21 protein-coding genes are annotated in these 21820 nt (G+C 45.8%); 18 read left to right on the forward strand and 3 right to left on the reverse strand.

The genetic code is table 11. From position 1 onward, the window contains the following. The first annotated feature begins 117 nt into the window (after positions 1-117). The 5 genes from EEX84_RS10710 (at position 118) to EEX84_RS10725 (ending at position 3549) form a co-directional block, all read left to right on the forward strand. Positions 118-591, forward strand: a complete 474-nt coding sequence (locus tag EEX84_RS10710) for a GNAT family N-acetyltransferase (protein ID WP_123165633.1) — start codon at positions 118-120, stop codon at positions 589-591. A gap of 192 nt (positions 592-783) precedes the next feature. Continuing rightward, positions 784-1197 carry an NUDIX hydrolase gene (locus tag EEX84_RS10715; protein WP_123165634.1) on the forward strand — a complete coding sequence of 138 codons (414 nt, stop codon included), beginning with the start codon at positions 784-786 and terminating at the stop codon, positions 1195-1197. A 31-nt stretch (positions 1198-1228) separates the two neighbouring features. Beyond that, the gene (locus tag EEX84_RS10720; RefSeq protein ID WP_123165730.1) at positions 1229-2371 is read left to right on the forward strand and encodes a PstS family phosphate ABC transporter substrate-binding protein; all 1143 of its coding nucleotides are present in this window, start codon (positions 1229-1231) and stop codon (positions 2369-2371) included. A 63-nt stretch (positions 2372-2434) separates the two neighbouring features. Continuing rightward, on the forward strand, positions 2435-2602 hold the full coding sequence (locus tag EEX84_RS16600) for a hypothetical protein (RefSeq protein ID WP_192892956.1): 168 nt from the start codon (positions 2435-2437) through the stop codon (positions 2600-2602). Between the two features lie 185 nt (positions 2603-2787). Then, the gene (locus tag EEX84_RS10725; protein WP_123165635.1) at positions 2788-3549 is read left to right on the forward strand and encodes an STAS domain-containing protein; all 762 of its coding nucleotides are present in this window, start codon (positions 2788-2790) and stop codon (positions 3547-3549) included. A 34-nt stretch (positions 3550-3583) separates the two neighbouring features. Here the strand turns inward: EEX84_RS10725 and EEX84_RS10730 are convergent, their stop codons facing one another. Then, on the reverse strand, positions 3584-3907 hold the full coding sequence (locus tag EEX84_RS10730) for a winged helix-turn-helix transcriptional regulator (protein WP_123165636.1): 324 nt from the start codon (positions 3905-3907) through the stop codon (positions 3584-3586). 129 nt (positions 3908-4036) lie between these two features. Between EEX84_RS10730 and EEX84_RS10735 the strand changes: the two genes are divergently transcribed. From EEX84_RS10735 to EEX84_RS10755, 4 genes are all read left to right on the forward strand, one after another. Next, positions 4037-4888: a VOC family protein gene (locus EEX84_RS10735; protein WP_123165637.1), complete on the forward strand. Its 852-nt coding sequence runs from the start codon at positions 4037-4039 to the stop codon at positions 4886-4888. Between the two features lie 463 nt (positions 4889-5351). Then, on the forward strand, positions 5352-6422 hold the full coding sequence (locus tag EEX84_RS10745) for an NAD(P)H-dependent flavin oxidoreductase (RefSeq protein WP_123165639.1): 1071 nt from the start codon (positions 5352-5354) through the stop codon (positions 6420-6422). 87 nt (positions 6423-6509) lie between these two features. Beyond that, positions 6510-7343 (forward strand): DUF368 domain-containing protein, encoded by an 834-nt coding sequence (locus EEX84_RS10750; protein ID WP_123165640.1) that lies wholly within the window; start codon positions 6510-6512, stop codon positions 7341-7343. Between the two features lie 176 nt (positions 7344-7519). Next, on the forward strand, positions 7520-8647 hold the full coding sequence (locus EEX84_RS10755; RefSeq protein WP_123165641.1) for a CAP domain-containing protein: 1128 nt from the start codon (positions 7520-7522) through the stop codon (positions 8645-8647). A gap of 62 nt (positions 8648-8709) precedes the next feature. Here the strand turns inward: EEX84_RS10755 and EEX84_RS10760 are convergent, their stop codons facing one another. Then, the gene (locus EEX84_RS10760; protein WP_123165642.1) at positions 8710-9540 is read right to left on the reverse strand and encodes an undecaprenyl-diphosphate phosphatase; all 831 of its coding nucleotides are present in this window, start codon (positions 9538-9540) and stop codon (positions 8710-8712) included. A 149-nt stretch (positions 9541-9689) separates the two neighbouring features. Between EEX84_RS10760 and EEX84_RS10765 the strand changes: the two genes are divergently transcribed. The 6 genes from EEX84_RS10765 to EEX84_RS10790 all read left to right on the forward strand — a co-directional run bounded on the left by EEX84_RS10765 (position 9690) and on the right by EEX84_RS10790 (position 16834). Continuing rightward, positions 9690-10769: an AI-2E family transporter gene (locus tag EEX84_RS10765; protein WP_123165731.1), complete on the forward strand. Its 1080-nt coding sequence runs from the start codon at positions 9690-9692 to the stop codon at positions 10767-10769. Positions 10770-10888: 119 nt separating this feature from the next. Beyond that, positions 10889-11332, forward strand: a complete 444-nt coding sequence (locus EEX84_RS10770) for a MarR family winged helix-turn-helix transcriptional regulator (protein ID WP_123165643.1) — start codon at positions 10889-10891, stop codon at positions 11330-11332. Positions 11333-11335: 3 nt separating this feature from the next. Continuing rightward, complete coding sequence (locus tag EEX84_RS10775; RefSeq protein ID WP_123165644.1) at positions 11336-13957, forward strand: MMPL family transporter; 2622 nt, start codon at positions 11336-11338, stop codon at positions 13955-13957. Between the two features lie 109 nt (positions 13958-14066). Beyond that, on the forward strand, positions 14067-14519 hold the full coding sequence (locus EEX84_RS10780; RefSeq protein ID WP_123165732.1) for a hypothetical protein: 453 nt from the start codon (positions 14067-14069) through the stop codon (positions 14517-14519). Further along, on the forward strand, positions 14519-14971 hold the full coding sequence (locus EEX84_RS10785; protein ID WP_123165645.1) for a GNAT family N-acetyltransferase: 453 nt from the start codon (positions 14519-14521) through the stop codon (positions 14969-14971). Before EEX84_RS10780 ends, EEX84_RS10785 begins: the two co-directional genes overlap by 1 nt. 213 nt (positions 14972-15184) lie before the next feature. Continuing rightward, positions 15185-16834: a serine hydrolase gene (locus EEX84_RS10790; protein WP_123165646.1), complete on the forward strand. Its 1650-nt coding sequence runs from the start codon at positions 15185-15187 to the stop codon at positions 16832-16834. 403 nt (positions 16835-17237) lie between these two features. On the opposite strand, the gene EEX84_RS10795 is transcribed toward EEX84_RS10790, so the two are convergent. Next, a complete protein-coding gene (locus EEX84_RS10795) occupies positions 17238-17438 on the reverse strand; it encodes a cold-shock protein (RefSeq protein WP_123165647.1) in 201 nt (66 codons plus the stop codon). Between the two features lie 435 nt (positions 17439-17873). Between EEX84_RS10795 and EEX84_RS10805 the strand changes: the two genes are divergently transcribed. From EEX84_RS10805 to fumC, 3 genes are all read left to right on the forward strand, one after another. Then, complete coding sequence (locus tag EEX84_RS10805) at positions 17874-18584, forward strand: hypothetical protein (protein ID WP_123165649.1); 711 nt, start codon at positions 17874-17876, stop codon at positions 18582-18584. A 170-nt stretch (positions 18585-18754) separates the two neighbouring features. Then, the gene (locus EEX84_RS10810; RefSeq protein WP_240033960.1) at positions 18755-20248 is read left to right on the forward strand and encodes a Mur ligase family protein; all 1494 of its coding nucleotides are present in this window, start codon (positions 18755-18757) and stop codon (positions 20246-20248) included. 80 nt (positions 20249-20328) lie between these two features. Further along, complete coding sequence (gene fumC, locus EEX84_RS10815) at positions 20329-21711, forward strand: class II fumarate hydratase (RefSeq protein WP_123165651.1); 1383 nt, start codon at positions 20329-20331, stop codon at positions 21709-21711. Positions 21712-21820 lie beyond the last annotated feature (109 nt).

A 21820-nucleotide genomic window follows, 5' to 3' on the forward strand; every position in this document is an offset into this window, starting at 1 on the left:
AAATGAATATTCTGTAATTTTTATGGCATTCGCGCAGCAACTCCGATAAACTGAAAGGGTAAGAAGATAAGGGAATCCTGCAGTGGAGAAAACAGAGAACCAGGAGGAGAGCGTACAATGACCATTGACTTGAGAGAGATAAAAAAGCTGAAAACAGAAGACGTGGAGAAGCTGGTGGAGGAAAGCGAAGCGGAAGGATATCGCTTCTTAAGGCGTTTGGTCGATCAGTACGAGGACGGCACGAATACATTCAACAAAGCCGGTGAAATTTTATACGGGGTTTGGAATCCACAAGGCCATCTGGTGGCAATTGGGGGATTGAATCGGGATCCTTATTCGTCGAAAGAAGGCGTCGGCCGACTTCGAAGGTTCTACATTTCCCAGGAAGCACGCAGGCAAGGAATTGGGACGCATTTACTGACGGAAATCGTCAATTATGCGAAAGGGCATTTCACTGAACTCGTCGTGCGTACCGAGTCCTCGGTGGCAGATGCGTTCTACAGGGCAAATGGATTTTCGGCTGACCTGGGGATACCGGAAGCGACGCACAGCCTGCGTTTGGACAATGCTCAGGAAAAAAAGGCGGAATAGTAAGGTCTTAGAGACAGCTTGCAATCAGCAAGCTGTCTTTGTTTTGATTTCATAAAAATTCCCGCTATTATTTACAGACGTTCTCCATAACAAAGGCAGAGTATGTTATTTTTACAATAGGAAATTTGATGATGGAGAAACAGCCACTTAAATACTGAAACAGTTCATACAATAAGCACTGGAGGAATGGTTATGGAAATGTCAGATTGGAAAGGCGCGGCGGGAATTTGCGTCAATGACAACAACGAGGTATTGATGGTATTGCAGGGTCCGCCGGGAGAAGAGAAGAAATGGGGAGTGCCTTCAGGTGGACAGGAACAAGGCGAAACCCTGAAGGAAAGCTGCGAACGCGAATTTTTTGAAGAAACAGGATTGAGGGTCCGTGCCCTGGAGGAGCTGACAGTGAAAACCGGAACGTACGATAACGCTGCTATATCGTTTGAGTTGTACTACTTCCGGGTGGAAATTACCGGAGGCGAACTTTTAGTGAGCGCAGGAGACGAATGGATTCAGGATGTGGCCTGGAAGCCCATCAGCCGGCTTTCCGAATTGGAACTGGCTTATTCGGATGATATCACTTTGATTGAATCATTGGTGAAACAGTAAGGCTGACAAGAGCGATGGGAGAATGGGAAAGATGAAATATTACAAAGTAATGTTACTGGCTGCATTGATCATGGCACTGGTTATTATGCCGTTGGGTAGTTTGCTGTTTCTGTTGAATACGGGGGCAGTGCATTTGACCGGTTTAATGGTCGCTGTTTTTATTTCGTTGATTATTTTAATAGTCTACATAAACGAACGACTTAATGGCAAGAGAACGGCGGTATTGATCGTCCTTTGTCTGTCGGTTGGCTTTTCCTTTGCAGTTCCACATTACTATAAGGAAAGTTTTGCAAAAGTGGATGATGCGGAAGTGGATTTATATGCGTATCAACCGTTTACGGAAAGTGACCAGCTGGCAAAATTGGAGCAGCCGTCTTCCTTCACCATTGAAGGCGAACTGCCGACTCTTGACGGAGCTACGGCGTTGTACCCTTTGTTTGCTGCTTTCACACAGGCGACCTATCCTGAAGGAGAAGATGAGTATAATCCTTACAGCGGACCGGTTGCGACAACCAAGACACCTTCTGCTTACAGCCGTCTCATCAAAGGAAACGCCGATGTCATTTTCGCAGCTGCTCCTTCGGCAGGTCAACAAAAAGCTGCCGAGGAAGCGGGAGTGGAACTTCATTTGACGCCTATTGGACGGGAAGCGTTTGTGTTTTTCGTCAATGCACGAAATAGAGTGGATGATTTATCAAGCGAAGAGCTGCGGCAGATTTACAGCGGAGATGTCACGAATTGGCAGGAAGTCGGCGGAGGAAATGATGAAATCCGTGCGTTCCAGCGTCCGGAAGACAGCGGCAGCCAGACGACTTTTATCAATTTCATGGATGGAATGCCTATTCAGCAACCGGAAACGGAAGAGTTGGTATCCGGGATGGGCGGCATAATCGAAGAAGTGGCCAGTTACCGGAATTACAAAAATGCAATCGGATATACGTTCCGTTTTTATTCCATGGAAATGGTTCGGAACGATAAAGTCAAGCTGCTGGCAATCGACGGGGTCGAGCCGACGATTGATACAATCCGTTCGGGAGCTTATCCGCTCACTTCGGAATTCTACGCAATTACAGCGGGCAGTGAGAATCCGAACGTGGCTCCGTTCATCGAATGGATTGTTTCGGAAGAAGGCCAGCAACTGGTCGAGAAAACCGGCTTTGTACCTGTGCAGTAAAGGCTTTGAAAAAGAATACAGCGGGTATACAGTTAACATACGAAAGCCGGGGAGGGATATTCGATGAGAAAAGACAAGGAAGACAGGGAATACAAAGAAGGTGAAGAACTGATTCCGGAAGTCGAGCCGCGAAGGGACATGCCTCCAGAAAAAAAAGAAATAGATCCCATGCCAGACAGAGACTTGGAATACGACGAAAATTCCAACGAAAAATACAGAGACAACGATTGACTTTACTATGGAAAAGCAGGCCTGGGAAGGCTTGCTTTTTCTTTTTCCGGACTGACCGCTTGTCACGCTCTCCCTGCCTCTTTCTGAAGACGAAAAAATATTAATTATCTATCGTGATATAGTGTAACTTTTTTGAAACAAGGGTAAATAGAAAGCAATGTAAACTGATGATAAGGTGGTTATCTATGACAGCTATTGGAACAATCCCAGGGAATATAAGCTTGTTGAATGCTCTTGACTATATCGGCGAGACAATTGTCATTGCTGATGATTCATATACCATCAGATGGATGAACACAGAAGCCTGTAAATTGCTTTTGGACATTGCGCCGTTGTTTGGATTCAAAGACTGCGGAGAGCTCATTGGAAAGAGCATGGATATTTTCCATGAAGACCCGGCACGCCAAAAAGAAATCATGGAAAACCTGACGGAAGTTCACAGAGCGAGGATTACCATACGAAATGAGTTTGTCACGGACATCGTTATTACACCCATTCAAAACGAAGAAGGAATAATTGACGGCTATATTGTGATGCTGATGGATGTTACAACGCAGGCCGAAGAGCAAAAAAGAAGCGAAAAACTGATTGAGGAGTTGTCCATTCCCATTTTGCATATATGGGAGCGGACAATTGCATTGCCACTGATCGGCGAATTCGACAGAGAACGGTCAGATCAGTTGATTGCGACAGTGTTAACTGAATGTGCAGACAAAGGGGTTGAATATGTACTGGTGGATTTGAGCGGCCTGACGGAATTCGAAAGTCAGATCCGCTACCAGATAGAAATGCTGACGGACAGTTTGACTTTGATCGGAACTACTTGCATTTTGGTCGGGATCGGTCCGGAATTAGCGATGTCGATTGTCAAACTTGAAAGCGGGACTCCGACTTTCAACAGTGCACATGATGGATTGCAGTATATTATGAATCTGCAGGCAAAATAAAACAGCGTATCCGTTTTTATGCGGACACGCTGTTTTATTTTGTTTCAGTAAGATCGACCCAGTGTTGGGACCAATTCTGAATCTCATCCATCACCGGTTTTAAAGACATGCCTTTTTCAGTTAACTGGTATTCCACGCGTACTGGAGTTTCAGGATGGACTGTACGGATGACAAGCCCATTGGATTCCAGATTCTTTAAGCGTTCGGATAATAGCCGTCCACTGATGCCGATTACTTCAGTCAATTGGCTGAAGCGTTGAGGGCCGGATAATAGCTGGTAAATGATCAAGCCGGTCCATCGCTGGCTCAGGAGCGAAATGGCGCTTTCAAATCTCGGACAAATCACGCTGGTATCCAAGTGTATTCCTCCTTTTTGTTTAGAATATCATAAATGCTTGATTGAATAAAAGAATTAACTTACTTGACTTCGTTTAGTTGTATAAATATAATAGGTTACATAAAGTAACTAAAGAAAAGAGGAATACAAATGAATTTTCATCAAAAACCGGTTACATATGTGAGCGAAGTGGGATTAAAAGTAATTGATTTGCCGAAGATGACTCAGTTTTACAAGGAAGTCATCGGTTTTGAAGTAATTTCCACGGAGGAAAATCAAACGTCATTAGGTGTCGATGGCACGGTGTTATTGGTACTTGAAACAATGGAAGGTTTTGAACCAAAGAATCAGCGATATGCAGGGCTTTATCACTTTGCTGTTTTGCTGCCGAGCCGCAAGGAGCTGGGGAAAGTGCTGCTCCACCTGCATCAGCTGGGGATACGTCTCGGTTCTTCCGACCACTTAGTCAGCGAGGCGCTGTACTTATCGGATCCAGAAGGAAATGGCATCGAAATTTACCGGGACCGTGAGTTTGAAGAATGGGATTGGAACGGAGATGAAGTGCGGATGGCAGTTGACCCGCTTGATGCAGAAGGCGTTGTCCAAGCGGCCCAGGAAGCTGGAGAAGTATGGAACGGAATGCCTTCCGGTACAGTGATGGGCCATATCCACTTGCATGTGTCCGACTTGCCTGCTGCACAGAAGTTTTATGCAGAAGGACTTGGATTCGAAATTATGACATCAATGGGCGGCCAGGCCTTATTCCTCGGGGATCAGAAATATCATCATCACATTGGATTGAATGTATGGAATGGCATCGGCATACCCGCACTGCCTGAAAAAACCGCCGGGCTGGGATATTACGCATTGATGCTGGAACATGAGGAAAAGCGAAGAAACGTAGCAGAGCGGCTGAAAGCAGTAGGTGCTGAAGTTATTGACCACGAAAATTATTTGGAAACAACAGACCCTGCAGGAAATCATATCCGTCTTTTTGTATAAAGAGAACTTAACTCAAGTGAATAAAAGTAAAAAGAGTTGCCCTGAGTCAATTTCAGGGCAACTCTTTTCATGGTAACAGCCTTTCGCAACTATCCGTAAAGTTGAAATAGGACATGGTGGCGTCAGTGACTGCCGTACTGACGGGCATGACTGAATGCCCTGCTGAATCGGCAGAATGATTTTGACGTGTTTCGATATATGCTTGCATCCTTTGCTGGCTTTTTAACTCCTCTAATGGATTTCCATAGAAAGACAATGAAATTAGACCAAATGCACCGACGATTAAAGTGATACCCAGAAGTGAAAGGAACCCCTTCATTAGTAAACCCCGCCTTTTTTTGTGTTTGCTTATACATACAGAACGAATCTTTCAGGAAAAAGTTGCAGGTTGCTTACGGACTTCTTTTTCGGGATACTGAAGAGAAGAACGATAAAAGTTGAATGACCATGAGGAGGAGATTATATGATCGAGTTGAAGACAGAGATTTGTAAACTGTTTGGCATTGAACTTCCAATTGTCCAGGCTGGGATGGCTGGCGGTTCTACTACGGTTGAATTGGTATCGGCAGTCAGTGAAGCGGGAGGGCTTGGCACTTTTGGAGCTGCTTACATGACGCCGGATGCATTGCGTTCGTCCATTGAAGAAATGAAAAAGCGGACTTCAAAGCCATTTGCGGTCAACATTTTTGCTGCTGATGCAAGAGACGATTTTACACGGTTGTCGGAAGTGCAGCAAGTCCTAAGTCGTTTTCGTTCGGAATTAACGATTGAAGAACTTTCGTCATCGTATGCCTCCTCTGATTGGAGCGAAGAACAGTTCGAAGTGTGCCTGGAACAAGGTGTGCCGGTGATCAGTACGGCTTTTGGCTGTTTAACACCCCAGCAAATGAAAAAAGCGAAAGAACGAGGGGTGCTCGTTGTCACTATGGTGACAACAGTGGAAGAAGCGAAACTGGCAGAAAAAGCGGGAGTGTCCGCTGTCGTTGCGCAAGGCAGCGAAGCAGGCGGCCACCGCAGCACCTTTTCACTTGAAAAACACCCGAACGGAGCACAAGTCGGCACCATGTCACTTGTTCCTCAAGTGGTGGATGCCGTGTCGGTTCCGGTTATCGCAGCGGGAGGAATTTCCGATGGGCGCGGACTCGTGGCTTCGCTCGTTCTTGGAGCGTCAGCTGTGCAGATCGGCACGCGTTTTTTAAGTGCTGCCGAGTCGGGGGCGCCTGCTGTCTATAAACAAGCGATTTTTGACAGTGATGAAGAAAGTACGGTCATTACGAAAAGTTTTTCCGGCCGGCCGGCGCGTGGCATACAAAACCGTTTTATCAAAGAATTTGAAGAAGCGGGAACCCCGCCACTTCCTTTTCCGTCTCAGAATACAATAACAAAAGACATTCGCGCTGCTGCCACAAAAGCCGGCATTCCCGACTTCATGTCGCTATGGGCGGGACAATCGACGCGGATGGTGACAAAAGAAGTGGCGGCTGCCGATATCGTAGCGGGCATCATGGAAGAAGCGAAACGGCTTTGCGACTGACCGCTGCGGCGGAATAAAGCTCGAGTTTCATTTTTTCACATGCTATACTAATGAATGTGATTTTGAAGATGAGGAGATTGGAACCTAATGGAATGGAAAAATATATACCGTGGCATTCTGATGGGCATCAGTGATTTGATACCGGGTGTCAGTGGTGGGACCATCGCATTTATTTTAGGAATTTATGATCGTTTGCTGGAAGCCATCAGTGGATTTTTCAGCCGCGACTGGAAAAAGCAATTGGGGTTCTTAATCCCTTTGGGAACCGGAATTGTCATTACGCTACTGTTGTTCAGCCGTGTTATTGAATACCTGCTCGAGCAGCATTACGAAGCGACACAATTCTTTTTTATGGGCTTGATCTTAGGTGTCATCCCTTACATCATGAAACAGGCAGAAGTGAAGCAGAAATTCACCACGCGTCATATCGTCATATTGGTCGTCATTGGCGCTGCGCTTGCTTCGACGGCGTTCATCCCGACAGACGAAAATATCGCACCAATTACGACACTCAGTGTCCCGGTATTCTTTATGCTGTTTTTCTCTGGCTGGCTTGCCAGCATGGCGATGCTTTTGCCAGGGATCAGCGGGTCATTCATTTTGTTGCTGCTGGGTGTTTATACAACGGCGATTAATGCCTTGTCCTCCCTGAATATCCCGGTAGTCCTGGCAATCGGCGCAGGGGTCATTGTCGGCTTTATCGTCAGCAGTAAGGCGATTCGCTATTTGCTGGAAAACTTCACTTATGTTACTTATGCAGCAATCATCGGGCTGATTCTGGGTTCCCTGTTTGTGGTGTTCCCGGGCTTTGCCAATGACACAACGACATTGGTTACCAGTTTGATCACTTTTGTGGTCGGTTTGATGTTCACGTTATGGTTCAGTTCTCCGAAAAAAATGTCGGTTGAAGGAATTGAATAAGCGATTGAAGTCTTTTCCCTTGTAGAGGAAAAGGCTTTTTTTGTATCAAAAGAACCCTTTGGCTGGTTTATACTGTATATTTTTCTCTCAAATGCTTCACAGCAGTCTTGAGAGAGACTTATTGCTTTATGGAACAGGCTTTTACGATTAAACTAGAGAGAAGAGAGGTGATGCGGATGCGGAAAATCTTTGGTGTAATTGTGCTTCTTATAGTTGTTTTTTTCGCACGGCCACTTTGGGAAGAGCCGGTTGGGAAGTATATCGATCTAGGCTTTCTGGATTCCATTGATCAAGCGATTGAGCAAGTGAAGTCGGACTCTGAAGTCACGGAAGCATTAGATGGTGCACGAGCATTTACAGATCGCATCGGCAGCCAGCTTCAAGGCTGGATTCTTGAGACTTCCACCGAAATGCCGGAAGCCGTGGACAAACCGGACTTATCGGAAACGGATTCGCTGTTTGCTGTTCATAATGTAACTCTTGGAATGTCGAAAGAAGAAGCTCAGCAAAAAGTCGGTTTGCCACTGCGCCTCATGCAAAACGAATATGGCACAGACTGGCACAGCTATCATCAGGATTATCAAAATTACGTTCTGCTGTCCTATAATCAGGATGGACAAGTGAATGGGATGTTCACGAACCAAGACCTCATTTCGTCTACAGAAGGCCTAACAATGGCTTCCACACAAAGCGAAGTGCGTGATGCCCTGGGCACGCCGCTGAAGCATCTTCAAAAAGGCAACATCCAGTATATACTTGATACACGCGATGAATATGATATGTATAAAATCGACGACGTATATGTAACGGTATTTTATGACGTTCACGAAGAAAAGACCGTTACAGCCCTGCAGGTGATTCACAGCGAACTTGAAGAAAAACGCGATAAAATATACGCTGAAGCCAGTGAAGACTTGCAGGAAAGCTATGAATTTCTGTTGTTTGAGTTGACCAATGCGGCGCGTATCCAACGAGAGCTGCCACTTTTAAAGTGGGATGAAGCCACAAGGGACACGGCACGAAAACACAGCAGAGACATGGCGGACAATCAGTACTTCAGCCATACGAATCTCGATGGCCAATCGCCGTTTGACCGGATGAATGAAGACGGGATCTCGTTTTTTCTGGCGGGTGAAAATCTGGCCTACGGGCAGTACAGCAGCATCTTTGCCCATGAAGGTTTGATGAATTCTATGGGACACCGGGAAAATATCGTTAAACCTGATTTTGGCTATCTGGGGGTCGGTACGGCTTTTAACAAAGACAACCAGCCATATTTCACAGCAAAGTTCTTTAACCGATAAAACCAAATACCCTATAAAAAAAGACATCTGCAGCTATTGCGCGGCAGATGTCTTTTTTTGAGTTAATTCAATAATAACCATGCCAGCACGACAAGCGGACCGACGATAAAACAGTAAATCGCAAAATACTTTAATTGGCCTTTTGCCATGATGTGCATAAACCACTTCAATGAAAAATAAGAAGCGATGAGAGAGCCGATAAAAGCCATTATGTAAGGAAGCGCCATAGTCGCTAAATTATCGTCATTCGCGATGTCTGTAATGCTCAATACCGCACCACCCAGGCTGATGGGAATGAACAGCAGAAAAGAGAAACGCAAAGCGGTTTCCTGGTTGATGCCTCTAGCCATAGCTGCCACGATTGTCGCACCGCTGCGGCTGATTCCGGGAATTAAAGCCACTGCCTGTGCGCCGCCGATAATCAGTGCGTCTTTCATCGTCATATTGCCGTCTTTTCGTTGCCCGCGCATATTGCGGATGAGCCAAAGCGCTAAACCAGTGATGACCAGAGTGACACCAATCGTGACAATCGTGGATAAATATTCATCAATCACATCTTGAAACAGTACCCCAATAATACCCGCGGGAATGGTAGCAACCACCAGGTAAACGACAAACATGAAATCACGTTTCGTTTCAGCATTTTTCACCTGAAAAAACTTAAAGCCGTTGATGACAAGCCGCTGGATGTCCTGCCGGTAAATAATGAGGACCGCGATCAAAGAAGCGGTGTTGACGAGCAGTGCAAATGTTGAAACGCTTCCTTCGATTTCCACATCCAAAAAGTACTGTGCAATGAGGAGGTGTCCACTTGATGAAATGGGGATGGGTTCCGTCAGTCCCTGAAAAAGGCCAAGCAGTAAAAATTTTATCGTAAGCCATAATTGTTCCATTTTATTGCTCCCTTGTCATTTTCTTTTTCTATAACCAATAGACGTTTCATTGAAAGGAAGGTTCTCTTTCACAAAAAATAATAATACCATAATTCATGGTAAACTGGGTATACAATAAAAGTACATAGGAAAAGAATGGAGTGAGTTTTTTGACAAATAAGCTTTGGTTTCAGGCAGGCGTGGGAATTATCCTTGCTTTAGTCATTATCCGTTTGTTTATAGAAGTTCAAGGAATATTCGATCCCCTGTTTATCATTGCGCAAACCGTATTCGTTCCGCTGCTTCTTGGCGGGGTGCTGTTTTACTTGACGAGGCCGATTCTGCATTTTTTGATGAAATGGAAATTTCCAAAATGGTCCGCCATTTTAATCATCGTCCTGCTGATCGTTGCTGTTTTTTGGTTGTTTTACGCCATGATCGGTCCGATTGTAACAAGGCAGGTCAATTCGCTTGTCGATAACGCCCCCGGAATCATCCGGGATATTGAAAATTATGCACAGTACCTGTTGGATCAGCGAAGCCGCTTGCCGGATACCATCCAGGAACAGATCAACGGCATGACGGGACAGATCGGGGACTGGGCTTCGGGAATCGGATCAGGAATTTTATCATTTTTGACAGGGTTGATTTCCGGATTGATAACACTTGTGCTGGTCCCGTTCTTCCTGATTTACCTTCTCATTGATCACCAGAAATTCGTACCGTTTATTTCCGGTTTCTTTTCTGGAGAACGAAAAGGATGGATCCGCAAAACGTTGCAGGACATTGACGAGACTTTGCAGTCGTATATTCAAGGACAGCTTTTTGTCAGCTTCCTGGTGGGTCTCATGCTGCTTGCAGGCTATTTGATCATCGGCCTCGACTATGCACTTTTACTGGCATTGATCGGCATGGCGACGAACGTCATTCCGTTTTTAGGGCCGTATATCGCGGTCATTCCCGCCATCATTATCGCGTTGGTACAGGATCCGATTAAAGCGGTTTGGGTTCTTGTCATCATGCTGGTTGCCCAGCAGATTGAAGGAAATCTCATTACACCAAACGTTATGGGAAGTGCGCTTGACGTGCATCCGTTGACGGTTATCACTTTGATATTGGCAGCGGGAAATATCGCCGGCCTGTGGGGCATCATTCTGGCGATTCCGACTTATGCTGTGTTGAAAGCCATTGCCAAAAACGTCTATGCAAGACGTCAGGAAATCCGCAATACCGCGACGCGGGATGTGTAAATGAATGGAAGGAAAACCTGTGAATCTGGTTCACAGGTTTTTTTATGAAAAAAATGGATAATGCTTGACGAAAAAAGGTAGACCCCCTAAACTAATTAATAGTTGAGGGGGTGTACTAATTGGATCAACGCATAAAAGAAGCTGTGGATTTGTTTACGGAAGTGATGATTTACGGTACAGAACGGGTCATTAAATCGGTGGATGATCCGCTGTGGAAAGAGTTTTCGCCCGAGCAGATGCAAATGCTGAAACTGATCAGCAAAGAAAAGCGGGTGACTTCAAGCAGACTTGCGGTGCTGCAATCTGTACATAAAAGTGCCATTTCAAGCCGAAGCAAAAAATTGCTTCAGAAAGAACTGATTCGGATTGTCCAAACTGAAGACAAACGCGAAAAGATGCTTGAAATCACCGAAGCCGGAAAAGAGATTTTGCAGCAATCCGATAAAGTGCTGACGGAATATATAGAAAAGTTGATGTCGGAACGTATTGAGGACCAGGAAATCGATCAGTTCCTGACGATTTTTCGAAAACTCAAAGATGTATTGAAAATGGATGGAGTGTAAAAGATGCGGACGGTATTAAAACTGAAATGGCCGATTTTTATCGGTTTACTTATCTTGACGGTCGCCTTGTTCCTGCTGGCGCCAAACTTAACAGAGCAAGCGGAAGAGGCAGGCTCATTCCAGCTTTCAGAAGACGCTTCTTCTCAAACGGCGGCGAACATTCTGGCTGATGCAGGCGCAGCAGCCCAGACCATCTCTTTGGTCATCCCGCTGGAAAACGAATTGGACGAACCAATGCGGGAGACCCTTGAGCAGATGGTTTCTGATATTGAGGCACTCGGTGATCCTGTAACAGAGGTTTTGAATCCAGTAGAAAACGAAGAACTGGAAGAGCAATTGATTTCAGAAGACCGTCAAACGGTGTTAATGCCGATTACGGTCGATGGAACTGACGAAGAAACAAACGAAGTCGCAGACCAGGTGCGTGAATCCATTGTTCCGGCCGATATGACTGCGTACATCACGGGCGAGGCAATTATTAATAATGATGTCAACGTCAGTGCACAGGAAGGCTTGAAACGGACTGAAATCATTACCGTCGTCCTGATTTTTGGTTTGTTGCTGGCGGTTTTCCGTTCCATCGTGACACCGTTCATCCCTCTTGCAGCAGTAGGGATTTCGTATTTGTTGAGCCAGTCGATCGTGGCTTTTTTCATCGATTGGTTCGGGTTTCCGGTTTCCAATTACACGCAAATCTTTCTCGTCGCGATTTTATTTGGGATTGGAACAGACTATTGTATTTTGCTGTTGAGCCGTTACAAAGAAGAGTTATCCGCAGGGCATGGTGTGGAAAAGTCCATCATCAATACGTATAAAACTGCAGGACGGACGTTGTTCATCAGTGGCTTGGCTGTATTCATTGGATTTTCCGCCATCGGTTTTGCGGACTTCCCGATCTTTAAATCGGCAGTCGCTGTAGCAGTCGGAATTTTTGTGCTGCTGCTCGTATTGTATACGGTTGTGCCGTTCTTCATGGCGATACTGAAAGAAAAATTGTTTTGGCCATCAAAAAAGACAGCTTCTCATAAAGACAGCAATTTGTGGATCTGGATGAGCAAATTATCCATCAACCGTCCGTTGCTGTCGATGCTGGTAGTAGCTATCATCACTGTTCCGCTGCTGTTTACGTACGATAATTCTTTATCGTTCAACACAGTGGATGAAATCGGTTCTGAATACGAATCGGTCAAAGGGCTTCAAGCCATCGAAGACGGCTTCGGCCAAGGGGACTCGTTGCCTGTGCAGGTAGTGGTGAAATCCGGCGAGGCATTGACGGGCGAAGAAACGGTTCCTTATTTTGAGTCGATCAGCCGTGAGCTCGAAAAAATCGAAGGTGTTGATTCGATCCGTTCGATTACACGGCCGACAGGCGACGTTATCGAAGATCTGCACGTTGACACACAACTTGGCCTGCTTGCAGATGGTGTGACGGAAGCGCGTGATGGGCTCGGGGAAGTCCAAAGTGGGTTAACGGAAATCCAAACGAATCTGCAAGGCATCAGCCAACAGACCGCAGGAGCGGGCGGGCTTGGGGAAGCAGCTGCTGGACTGGGTCAGTTGAATGAACAGCTGGGAGCAGTTACACAAGGCTTGCAGCAGACCGGAAACATCCAGCAGACAGCCGGCGCCTTGACTCAGATCAGTGGCGGCTTGACTGAAATTCAGCAAGGACTCCAAGGTGCTGCTGGACAGATGGGCGAACTCAGCGCAGGTCTCACGCAATTGTCAGAAGGCATCGGTGCTTCCAACGAAAGCCTGGCAGAAATCGAAGCCGGCCTAACCGAAGCAGCTGATATGATGCGGGAAATGAGCGACAGTGAAGCCGTTCGCAGCACTGGTTTGTTCATTCCAGAAGGCACCCTGGAAGAGCAGGAGTTTGAACAAGTGCTGGACCGTTATACGTTTGCGGAAGAAACCGGCATGATGATGGAAGTTATCCTGGCGGTAGATCCATATTCTCCTGAAGCGATTGAAGTCGTGGAAGAAATCAAAAATACAGTGGAGCGGAGTGTGACAGCGACGCCGATTGAAGACGCGGAGATTGCCTTCGGGGGCATCGCCAGTGTCAACAGCGACTTGGAGGAAGTATCTTCGAATGACTTCACGAGCACAGTAGTCATTATGCTGATTAGCCTGTTCGTGGTCCTGGCGTTTTTATTCCGTTCACTGATCATGCCGATCTATATGATCGGTTCGTTGTTGCTGACGTATTACACATCGATTTCCATTGCGGAATTGATTTTTGTCAACGGTCTTGGTTTTGACGGCATCACGTGGGCGGTGCCATTCTTCGGCTTCGTCATGCTCGTTGCGCTCGGCGTCGATTATTCGATTTTCCTTCTCGACCGTTTCCGTGAAGAATCTTTTAACGGAATCACGGTTCGGGACGCCATGCGCACATCGATGGCGAAAATGGGGACAGTCATTATCACCGCAGCCATTATCCTGGCGGGGACATTCGGTGCCATGATGCCGTCAGGCGTATTGAGCCTCGTGCAGATTGCCACTATTGTCATCACCGGCTTGCTGCTGTACGGCTTGATCGTCCTGCCGCTGCTGATCCCAGCCATTTCGGTATCATTTGACCGTGGTGTCTGGTGGCCATTCGGCAATAAAAGAAAGTAACTAAGATAAAAAAGCTGCGTTCGCGCAGCTTTTTTCTGTTTATGCGGAATTTCTGCAGCGCATGTTATAATGGGGGCAGAATATGATATTAAGAAACGGGGTAACGCACGTGCTTACATTTGAAGAGAAATTGGAAATTATCGAGTCGTTTCCGGAACTGACACGAAAAGATGTGTCGATGAAACGGGTAAACTTCCATTATGAAGAAAGCTTATACGACAAGAAAATTGTAGTCTATCATCTGCATCCGAACGGCAACGGCTTCGTCTATGTCGGAAACTTGCCGCAATATGAAGCGGACAACAAAGGCTTTGTCAATATCCGGGAGTTTTCAGCGAAAGAACTTCGCAGCATCATCGCAGATTCGATCGATTATTTATCACTCGAACCGGAACCGCCATATGACAAAACCTGGACAAACCGCGACAATGAAAAACTGGATCTGGTATACGAAGAGCCATTCTGGAATATTTATACGGGTAAGAATCTTGAAGAAAGCTTCGGTACGTTCAGCGACGCAGAAGATTATCTGATTGACCAAGGATTCAAAGAGCCAAAATAATGGAAGTTCGGCTGCTTGAAAAAGGTGAAGGCTTGCCAATGAAATTATTACTTGAAGCGGATACTTCTGAAAAACTGGTTAATGATTATTGCGGGCGTGGGTCTGTTTACAGAGCAACAATCGATGGAGAGCTCATCGGTGTCTATGTTTTATTGCCATTGTCTGTCGAAACTGTAGAAATCAAAAATATCGCCGTAGCGGAGAGCGCGAGAGGGCAAGGCTATGGCAAGAAGTTAATCTTTCATGCTCTGGCAGAAGCGGAACGTTTGGGATTCGGCAAAGTTGAAATCGGCACAGGCAATTCAAGCTTCGGCCAACTGGCGTTGTACCAGAAATGCGGCTTCCGGATCGATTCCGTCGACCGGGACTTTTTCACGCGAAACTATCCGGAGCCCATTATGGAAAATGGTATTCCGTGCAAGGACATGATCCGGCTGCTTTATACTTTATAAATGGAACTCTTTCTCTTAGGGGGAAGAGTTTTTCTGAGTTATATAGAGGGAAAAGGATAATCGACGATAAAGCAGTAAAAATCGCCGATAAACTCACAGAAACCGCCGATAAACTCAAAAAAACCGCTGATAAACTGAAAATTCGATACGATTCGTGCCAAATTAAGGAAAAATCATTGAAATTTCGGTATGCTTAACGTAAGGAGTGATCGCATGTTCAAGAAAGTGACTTTCTATACGAATCAACTGAAAGAAATGAAAGGCTTTTACGAATATCAATTGGGATTTCGTATCGTAGAAGAAGACGAGACAAGTTTTGTTCTGTCGATTGGTGAGTCGCAATTGGTTTTTCAGGAATCAGACCGAGCTGCTGTGTATCATTATGCCTTCAATATTCCAGGCAATCAGTTTACGCTCGCCAAGTCCTGGGCCAGTTCGCGGATCGAATTGAACCGGCAGGAAGGCATGGACGAAATTTTTTATGCGAACTTTAATGCCGATGCGTTCTATTTCCAGGATCCGGCAGGCAATGTAGTGGAATTCATTGGCCGCCGCAATGTAGACCGGATGGGCAATTTTACAGTCGATTCGCTTCTGAATATTTCCGAAGTGAGCATCACCACGCCGTTTGTTGAAGAAGTGGGTCGCCAGATTGAGGACATGGAAATTCCGGTCCGTGGCAACAAGGGAATTGACGCCAAATCATTGAATTTCTTAGGCCAAGGCGATGCTTTTATCATATTAGTTGCTCCGAAACGCACCTGGTATTTCTCGAAACAGAAAAGTGAAACACATCCTTTGTCGATTGAATTTACAGATGGACGGCAAATCCATATAACGGAAGAAGGGAAATTAGGAAAAGAACAGGTCGAAACCCCTATTTCTGATGACATGGAACAATTGGACTTTTCAGGTGTTGCATTGTGGAAAACTGAAGAGCTGTGGTCGGCTGCCAAAGGATTTGCGGACCGGGCCAATGAGCGGCCAAACGCCCTCACCACCCGCTTCGGGATTGCTTCCGGCTCAAAGGTTTTCACGGCCGTCACGGTTTGCCAGCTGGTAGAAGAAGGGAAGTTATCGCTGGATGATCTGTTGTCTGAACTGCTGCCGGAAACGTTTCCGGCATTTGAAGTCACCATTCACCAATTGTTGACGCATACTTCAGGAATCCCTGACTATTTCGATGAAGCAATCATGGATGATTTCGAAGAGTTATGGACGAAGCATCCGATGTACTTGATGCAAAGTGGCACTGATTTTCTGCCGTTATTCCAGCATCAGCCAATGAAATTTGCGCCCGGCGAGAAATTCCATTACAATAACGCAGGGTTTATCGCATTGGGATTAGTAGTGGAGAAAATTACTGGACAGGAATTTGCAGATGCAGTGGAAGAACGGATTTTTAAGCCAGCAGACATGGAACATGCGGGGTATTTCCGTTTGGATCGGTTACCGGCGGAAACAGCTTTTGGCTACATCGAAGAAGGAGGCTCCTGGCGCACGAACCAGTATGCCATTCCGATAAAAGGCGGTGCTGATGGCGGTGCTTTTGTTACAGCGAACGATATGACGAAGTTTTGGGAACGATTGATGGATTATACATTATTGTCGAAAGACATGACACAACAGCTTTTGTCCAGCCATGCTACAACTGAAGAAGGCGCGTACGGGTATGGAGTGTGGATTGAGTTGGAAGAAGAGATACCTGTTAAATACCATGTCATGGGCTACGACCCGGGAGTGAATTTCCATTCCGGTTATTATCCTTCGGATGGTTCAACTTTAACGGTACTGTCGAACAACAGTGGCGGTGCTTATGAAGTAGTGGAGTTGATTGAAGGGGCAATGAAAGAAAAGCAATAAGATCTATATAAGTTGAATTTTGGGTATTACTTCTTCCTATCGATAAGTGGCAATTATCAGTTCAACTTAAATAGGTATCTTTTCGAAAGGGTGAGAGTGTGGAAGGGAAAAAGCTGGCTATTGGCATCTTGGTTGGAACTCTTGTCGCAGTCATTTTGATTTTTCTTGTATTCCAAATTTATTACACGCTGAATCCGACACAGTAGCTGGAGGAGTAAAGCTGGATAAATTGAAGAAGGACTGTTCCTTTAGCCATAAAGCTGGCTACCAGGAACAGTCCTTTCTTTTATCTTCTGTTGGGCGGCCGATTTCCAGCCAGGCTGGCGGCGCTGCGCTGTATCGTTGAAATTCAATAAAAAAATGGATTCTTCCGAAGAAGAATCCATAAATAAGTGGTTTTAGATTAGACTTTTTGTACGTTAGTAGCTTGAAGACCGCGTTGGCCTTGCTCGATATCAAACGTTACTTCTTGACCTTCATCTAAAGATTTGAAGCCTTCGCTTTGGATAGCTGAGAAGTGTACGAATACGTCGTCTCCGCCTTCGCGCTCGATGAAGCCAAATCCTTTTTCTGAGTTAAACCATTTTACTTTACCTTGTTCCATGTGTGTTTCCTCCTCGTATGCGTAAGCATACATTGTATTACTATCCTTGCTCAAATCTTGCAGATGAAAATCTGTAACTTTGTAAAAGTCATCCGAACAAAAATAATTCTTCCTTAGAATAACACGGTTATATGGAGAATGCAAGCTTAAACGAAATATTGTTGCGGCAAATCAATTTCTTTATTTATTATCCTACGTTTCACGGGCAGAAGCACAGAGGTTTTGCGAAGGTGGTAAAAGTTAAAGGCCGAAGTGCAGCTTATTTTCAGGAGAACGAGAGAAGGTTTCTTTGTGGAGGGAAATTTCAGAATTCGCAAGACGGCTCGCTGCGTACATGGTATTCTAAAGCTATAAAAAGAACCCCACAGAAAAGAGGGCTTTTCTCTTTGCTGAGTGGGAAAGAGGGATAAAATTTACTGATTAGGAGAATGTGCGATGAAGCTCTTGTATGAAGGCACGATCACCAACCAAGCACTTCGGAAGCAACAGCCATTCTATATGAGGCAACTGACTATGGACGACTTACCTGTCATCGAGCAGGTGCAGCGGGAAGTCATTGAATCGCTTCCCGAAAAAGCGGCGCTTCAACCATTGTCGACAGAGGAATTTTTGTTTATTTTGCAGGGGCATGGTCTGCTGATCGGGGCGTTTGTCGATGAGCAGCTGATCGGATTTCGCGCTCTGCTGATTCCCGAAATCGATGAAGAACATTTAGGTCTGGATATTGGCTTGTCAGAAAGCGAGTTATCCAAAGTCATTTATCAGGAGATATCAGTCGTGCTCCCTGACTACCGGGGAAACCGCCTGCAGCAGAAACTTGCTGACGTCATCATGAAAGAAGTGCCGAATCTGACACAGCCCTTTCGTTATGTCTGCTGCACAGTCGCTCCCATGAACATTCCCAGTTTAAAGGACAAATTTCTGCAGGAAATGCACATCGGGTCACTGACTGAAAAATACGATGGCATGCAACGCTATATTTTCGTGAAAGATTTGGAGCGCCCGAATCAGCGGTATACGGATTATATTACGGCTGCATTGGATGATATGTATACACAGCAGAAATTACTGGATGAAGGATACGTGGGAATCGGCTTTAAATTAGTGAAAGGTTTCCACGAAATTCAGTTTGCAAAGCCCGTTTAGAAATAGGAACGGGCTTTTAGACATAGGTTACAGACTTCATAATGGTAAAATAGACTGAAAATTAAGAAATATATGGTCCCTTTCCTTTTCTTCCTGTTAAAATAGCACTAAGTAATATTTCTTTCTGGAATATTTCAAGCCACGCCATTTTTCGGAGGAGTATGAGGAGTATGCAATTTGACCAAATACCGAATCTTACAGTACTTGCTTGCCATGGACCTGTGACACAGGAAATCAGCTCGGTTTCTTATAATTCTGCGGAAGTAACACCGGGCGCCGCCTTTTTTTGTCTGATAGGAGAAAATACGGATGGTCATCTTTATATAGAAGAAGCGATATTCAAAGGGGCAAAAGCAATTATCGGCAGCCAACCGCTTCTTCTGAAAAGGCATGCGGAACAATTTCCTCACCTCAGCTTTGTGCTGGTGGAAGATTCGCGGGTCGCTTTGGCCTACTGCTCGATTCATTTTTCGGGAAATGCGTTGGATAAGCTGGTGAAAGTTGGCGTGACTGGTACAAACGGCAAGACGACGACGGCTTCTTACGTGAGAAACTTACTGAACCTTCTCGGGAAGCCATGTGGATTTCTTGGGACTACCGGGATAGTGAGCTCGAAAGGAAAGATTCCTTATAAAAAAAGCACACCCACTACTCCCTTGGCTTCTGACATACATACTGTTTTTTCAAAATTAGTATCCATCGGCGACCAGGCAGCTGCCATGGAGGTGTCTTCGATCGCATTGGACCAGAAGCGGGTCGAAGGAATTGTTTTCGATGTTGCCATCCATACCAATATTTCAGAAGAGCATATGGAGTACCATAAAGTATTTGAGCATTATCTGGCATCTAAACTGCAATTGTTCGATCAGGCAAAAGCAGCTGTCATCAATCTCGATGACCAGGGAATGGGAGCGGATTTACTGGAGAAAATCGATTATCCTTTTTTGGCCTACAGCCAATTTTCCGAGTCGGGAGCCGACCTTATCTGGGAGAATTGCCGGAATGAAGAGGAAGGTCTGGCTTTTGATTTGTGTTACCAAGGACAAAGCTACCCGGTGAAAGTTCCCCTTTTTGGGGAATACAATACCGGGAATCTGGTTGCAGCCATCGGAGCGGCATTGCTGACAGGGCATGACATGGCCTGTATTCTAACCGTGCTGCCGAAAATGTCTCAGGTGGAAGGCCGTTTCCAGGTGATTTCAGGTCCTGAGGGGCGAAAGATTGTGTTGGATTACGCTCATACACCCGTGGCTATTGATGCTGTATTGACGGAAGTGAAGAAACTGCCGCATCGGCAGTTGATTGCGTTAATTGCCGGAATCGGTATCCGTGATTTTGTCAAAATGCCCAAGATGGCCCGGGCCGCCGAAGGAAAAGCTGATGTGTTGGTTGTGACAGTGGATCATCCGGGATATCACGAGCCCTATGATGTTGTTAATGAAGTATTGAAAGGATTTACAGTGCCTTACAAACAGAAAGTGGTGACTGCGCCATCCCGCCGTGAAGCAGTAGTGGCGGCATTAGCGGAAAGCGGTCCGAATGATATTGTCTTATTATCGAGTGGCTGCATCAACGGCGCGCAAATTGTGAAAGGCGAATATATCCCTCATTCAGACGAAGAAATTATTGATGCGTTTTTTCTGCAGCAAAACGAATATTTTTGAGTGGAAAGGTCGCTTTTTTCCGCGAGCTTGTGTTTAATAGATAGTGAAGGTACATAAGATTAAGAATTGGAGTGGATAAAATGCAATACCGTACAGAAAAAGATACGATCGGTGAAATTCAGGTAGAAGCCGACAAAATGTGGGGAGCTCAGACACAGCGCAGTGTCCAGAACTTTGCAATCGGAACGGAACGCATGCCGCAGGAAGTTGTCATGGCGTTTGCCCAATTGAAAAAAGCGACAGCGAAAGCGAACCATAAACTCGGTAAATTGTCTGAAGCCAAGATGAAAGCCATTGAAACAGCTGCCAATGAAGTGATCGAAGGCAAATGGAACGACCATTTCCCGCTCGTGGTATGGCAGACAGGAAGCGGCACACAGTCAAACATGAACATGAACGAAGTATTGGCCCGCCGTGGCAATGAAATTCTGGCAGAACAATCATCGGACGAAAAACTGCATCCGAACGATGATGTCAATATGTCTCAAAGCTCGAATGATACATATCCTACAGCGATGCATGTGGCAGGAGTATTGGCGGTCACTCAAAATCTGATTCCGGCCATTCAGAAATTGAAAGCAACGCTTGCACAAAAATCAGAGCAATTTGATGACATCATTAAAATTGGCCGCACACACTTACAGGATGCGACACCATTGACGCTTGGACAGGAAATCAGCGGCTGGAAGCATATGCTGGAAAAAAGTGAGCGCATGGTCAGCGAGAGCGTGGAATACATGCGCGAATTGGCCATTGGCGGAACGGCAGTAGGAACAGGCATCAACGCAGATCCTTCATTTGGTCCGTCTGTTGCTGAATTCATCAGCGAAGCAGTCGGCACGAAGTTTACTTCTGCTGAAAACAAATTCCATGCGCTGACAAGCCACGACGAAATGGTTTACGCACATGGTGCCATCAAAGGACTGGCGGCGGATGCCATGAAGATTGCCAATGATGTACGCTGGCTGGCAAGTGGTCCTCGCAGTGGAATCGGCGAAATCACGATTCCGGCAAACGAACCGGGCAGCTCAATCATGCCGGGCAAAGTCAACCCGACGCAAAGCGAAGCTTTGACGATGGTGGCTGTTCAGGTCATGGGCAACGACGCGGCAATCGGTTTTGGAGCAAGCCAGGGGAACTTCGAATTGAATGTTTTCAAACCGGTCATTGCTTACAACTTCCTGCAATCTGTCCGTTTACTGACTGACAGCTTGATCAGTTTCAACGATAACTGCGCTGTCGGCATTGAAGCGAACTTGGAAGTCATCGGAAACCACGTGAAAAATTCATTGATGCTGGTTACTTCATTGAACCCGCACATCGGTTACGAAAAAGCGGCGGCAATTGCGAAACAAGCACACAACGAAGGAACGACTTTGAAAGAATCTGCAGTGAAGAGCGGACATTTAACCGCCGAGCAGTTCGACGAATGGGTGAAACCGGAGAACATGGTAGGAAAATAATAGCTTTGAAAACGGCCGGGAAATCTTTTCCGGCTGTTTTTTGTTGGGGATTTTTTCGGTGGATGCCCACCAGCCTAACCTATGACAAAGGATTTTATCCATCTGGTAG

The sequence above is a fragment of the Planococcus salinus genome, assembly GCF_003719725.1.
GTDB classification, from domain to species: Bacteria; Bacillota; Bacilli; order Bacillales_A; family Planococcaceae; genus Planococcus; species Planococcus salinus.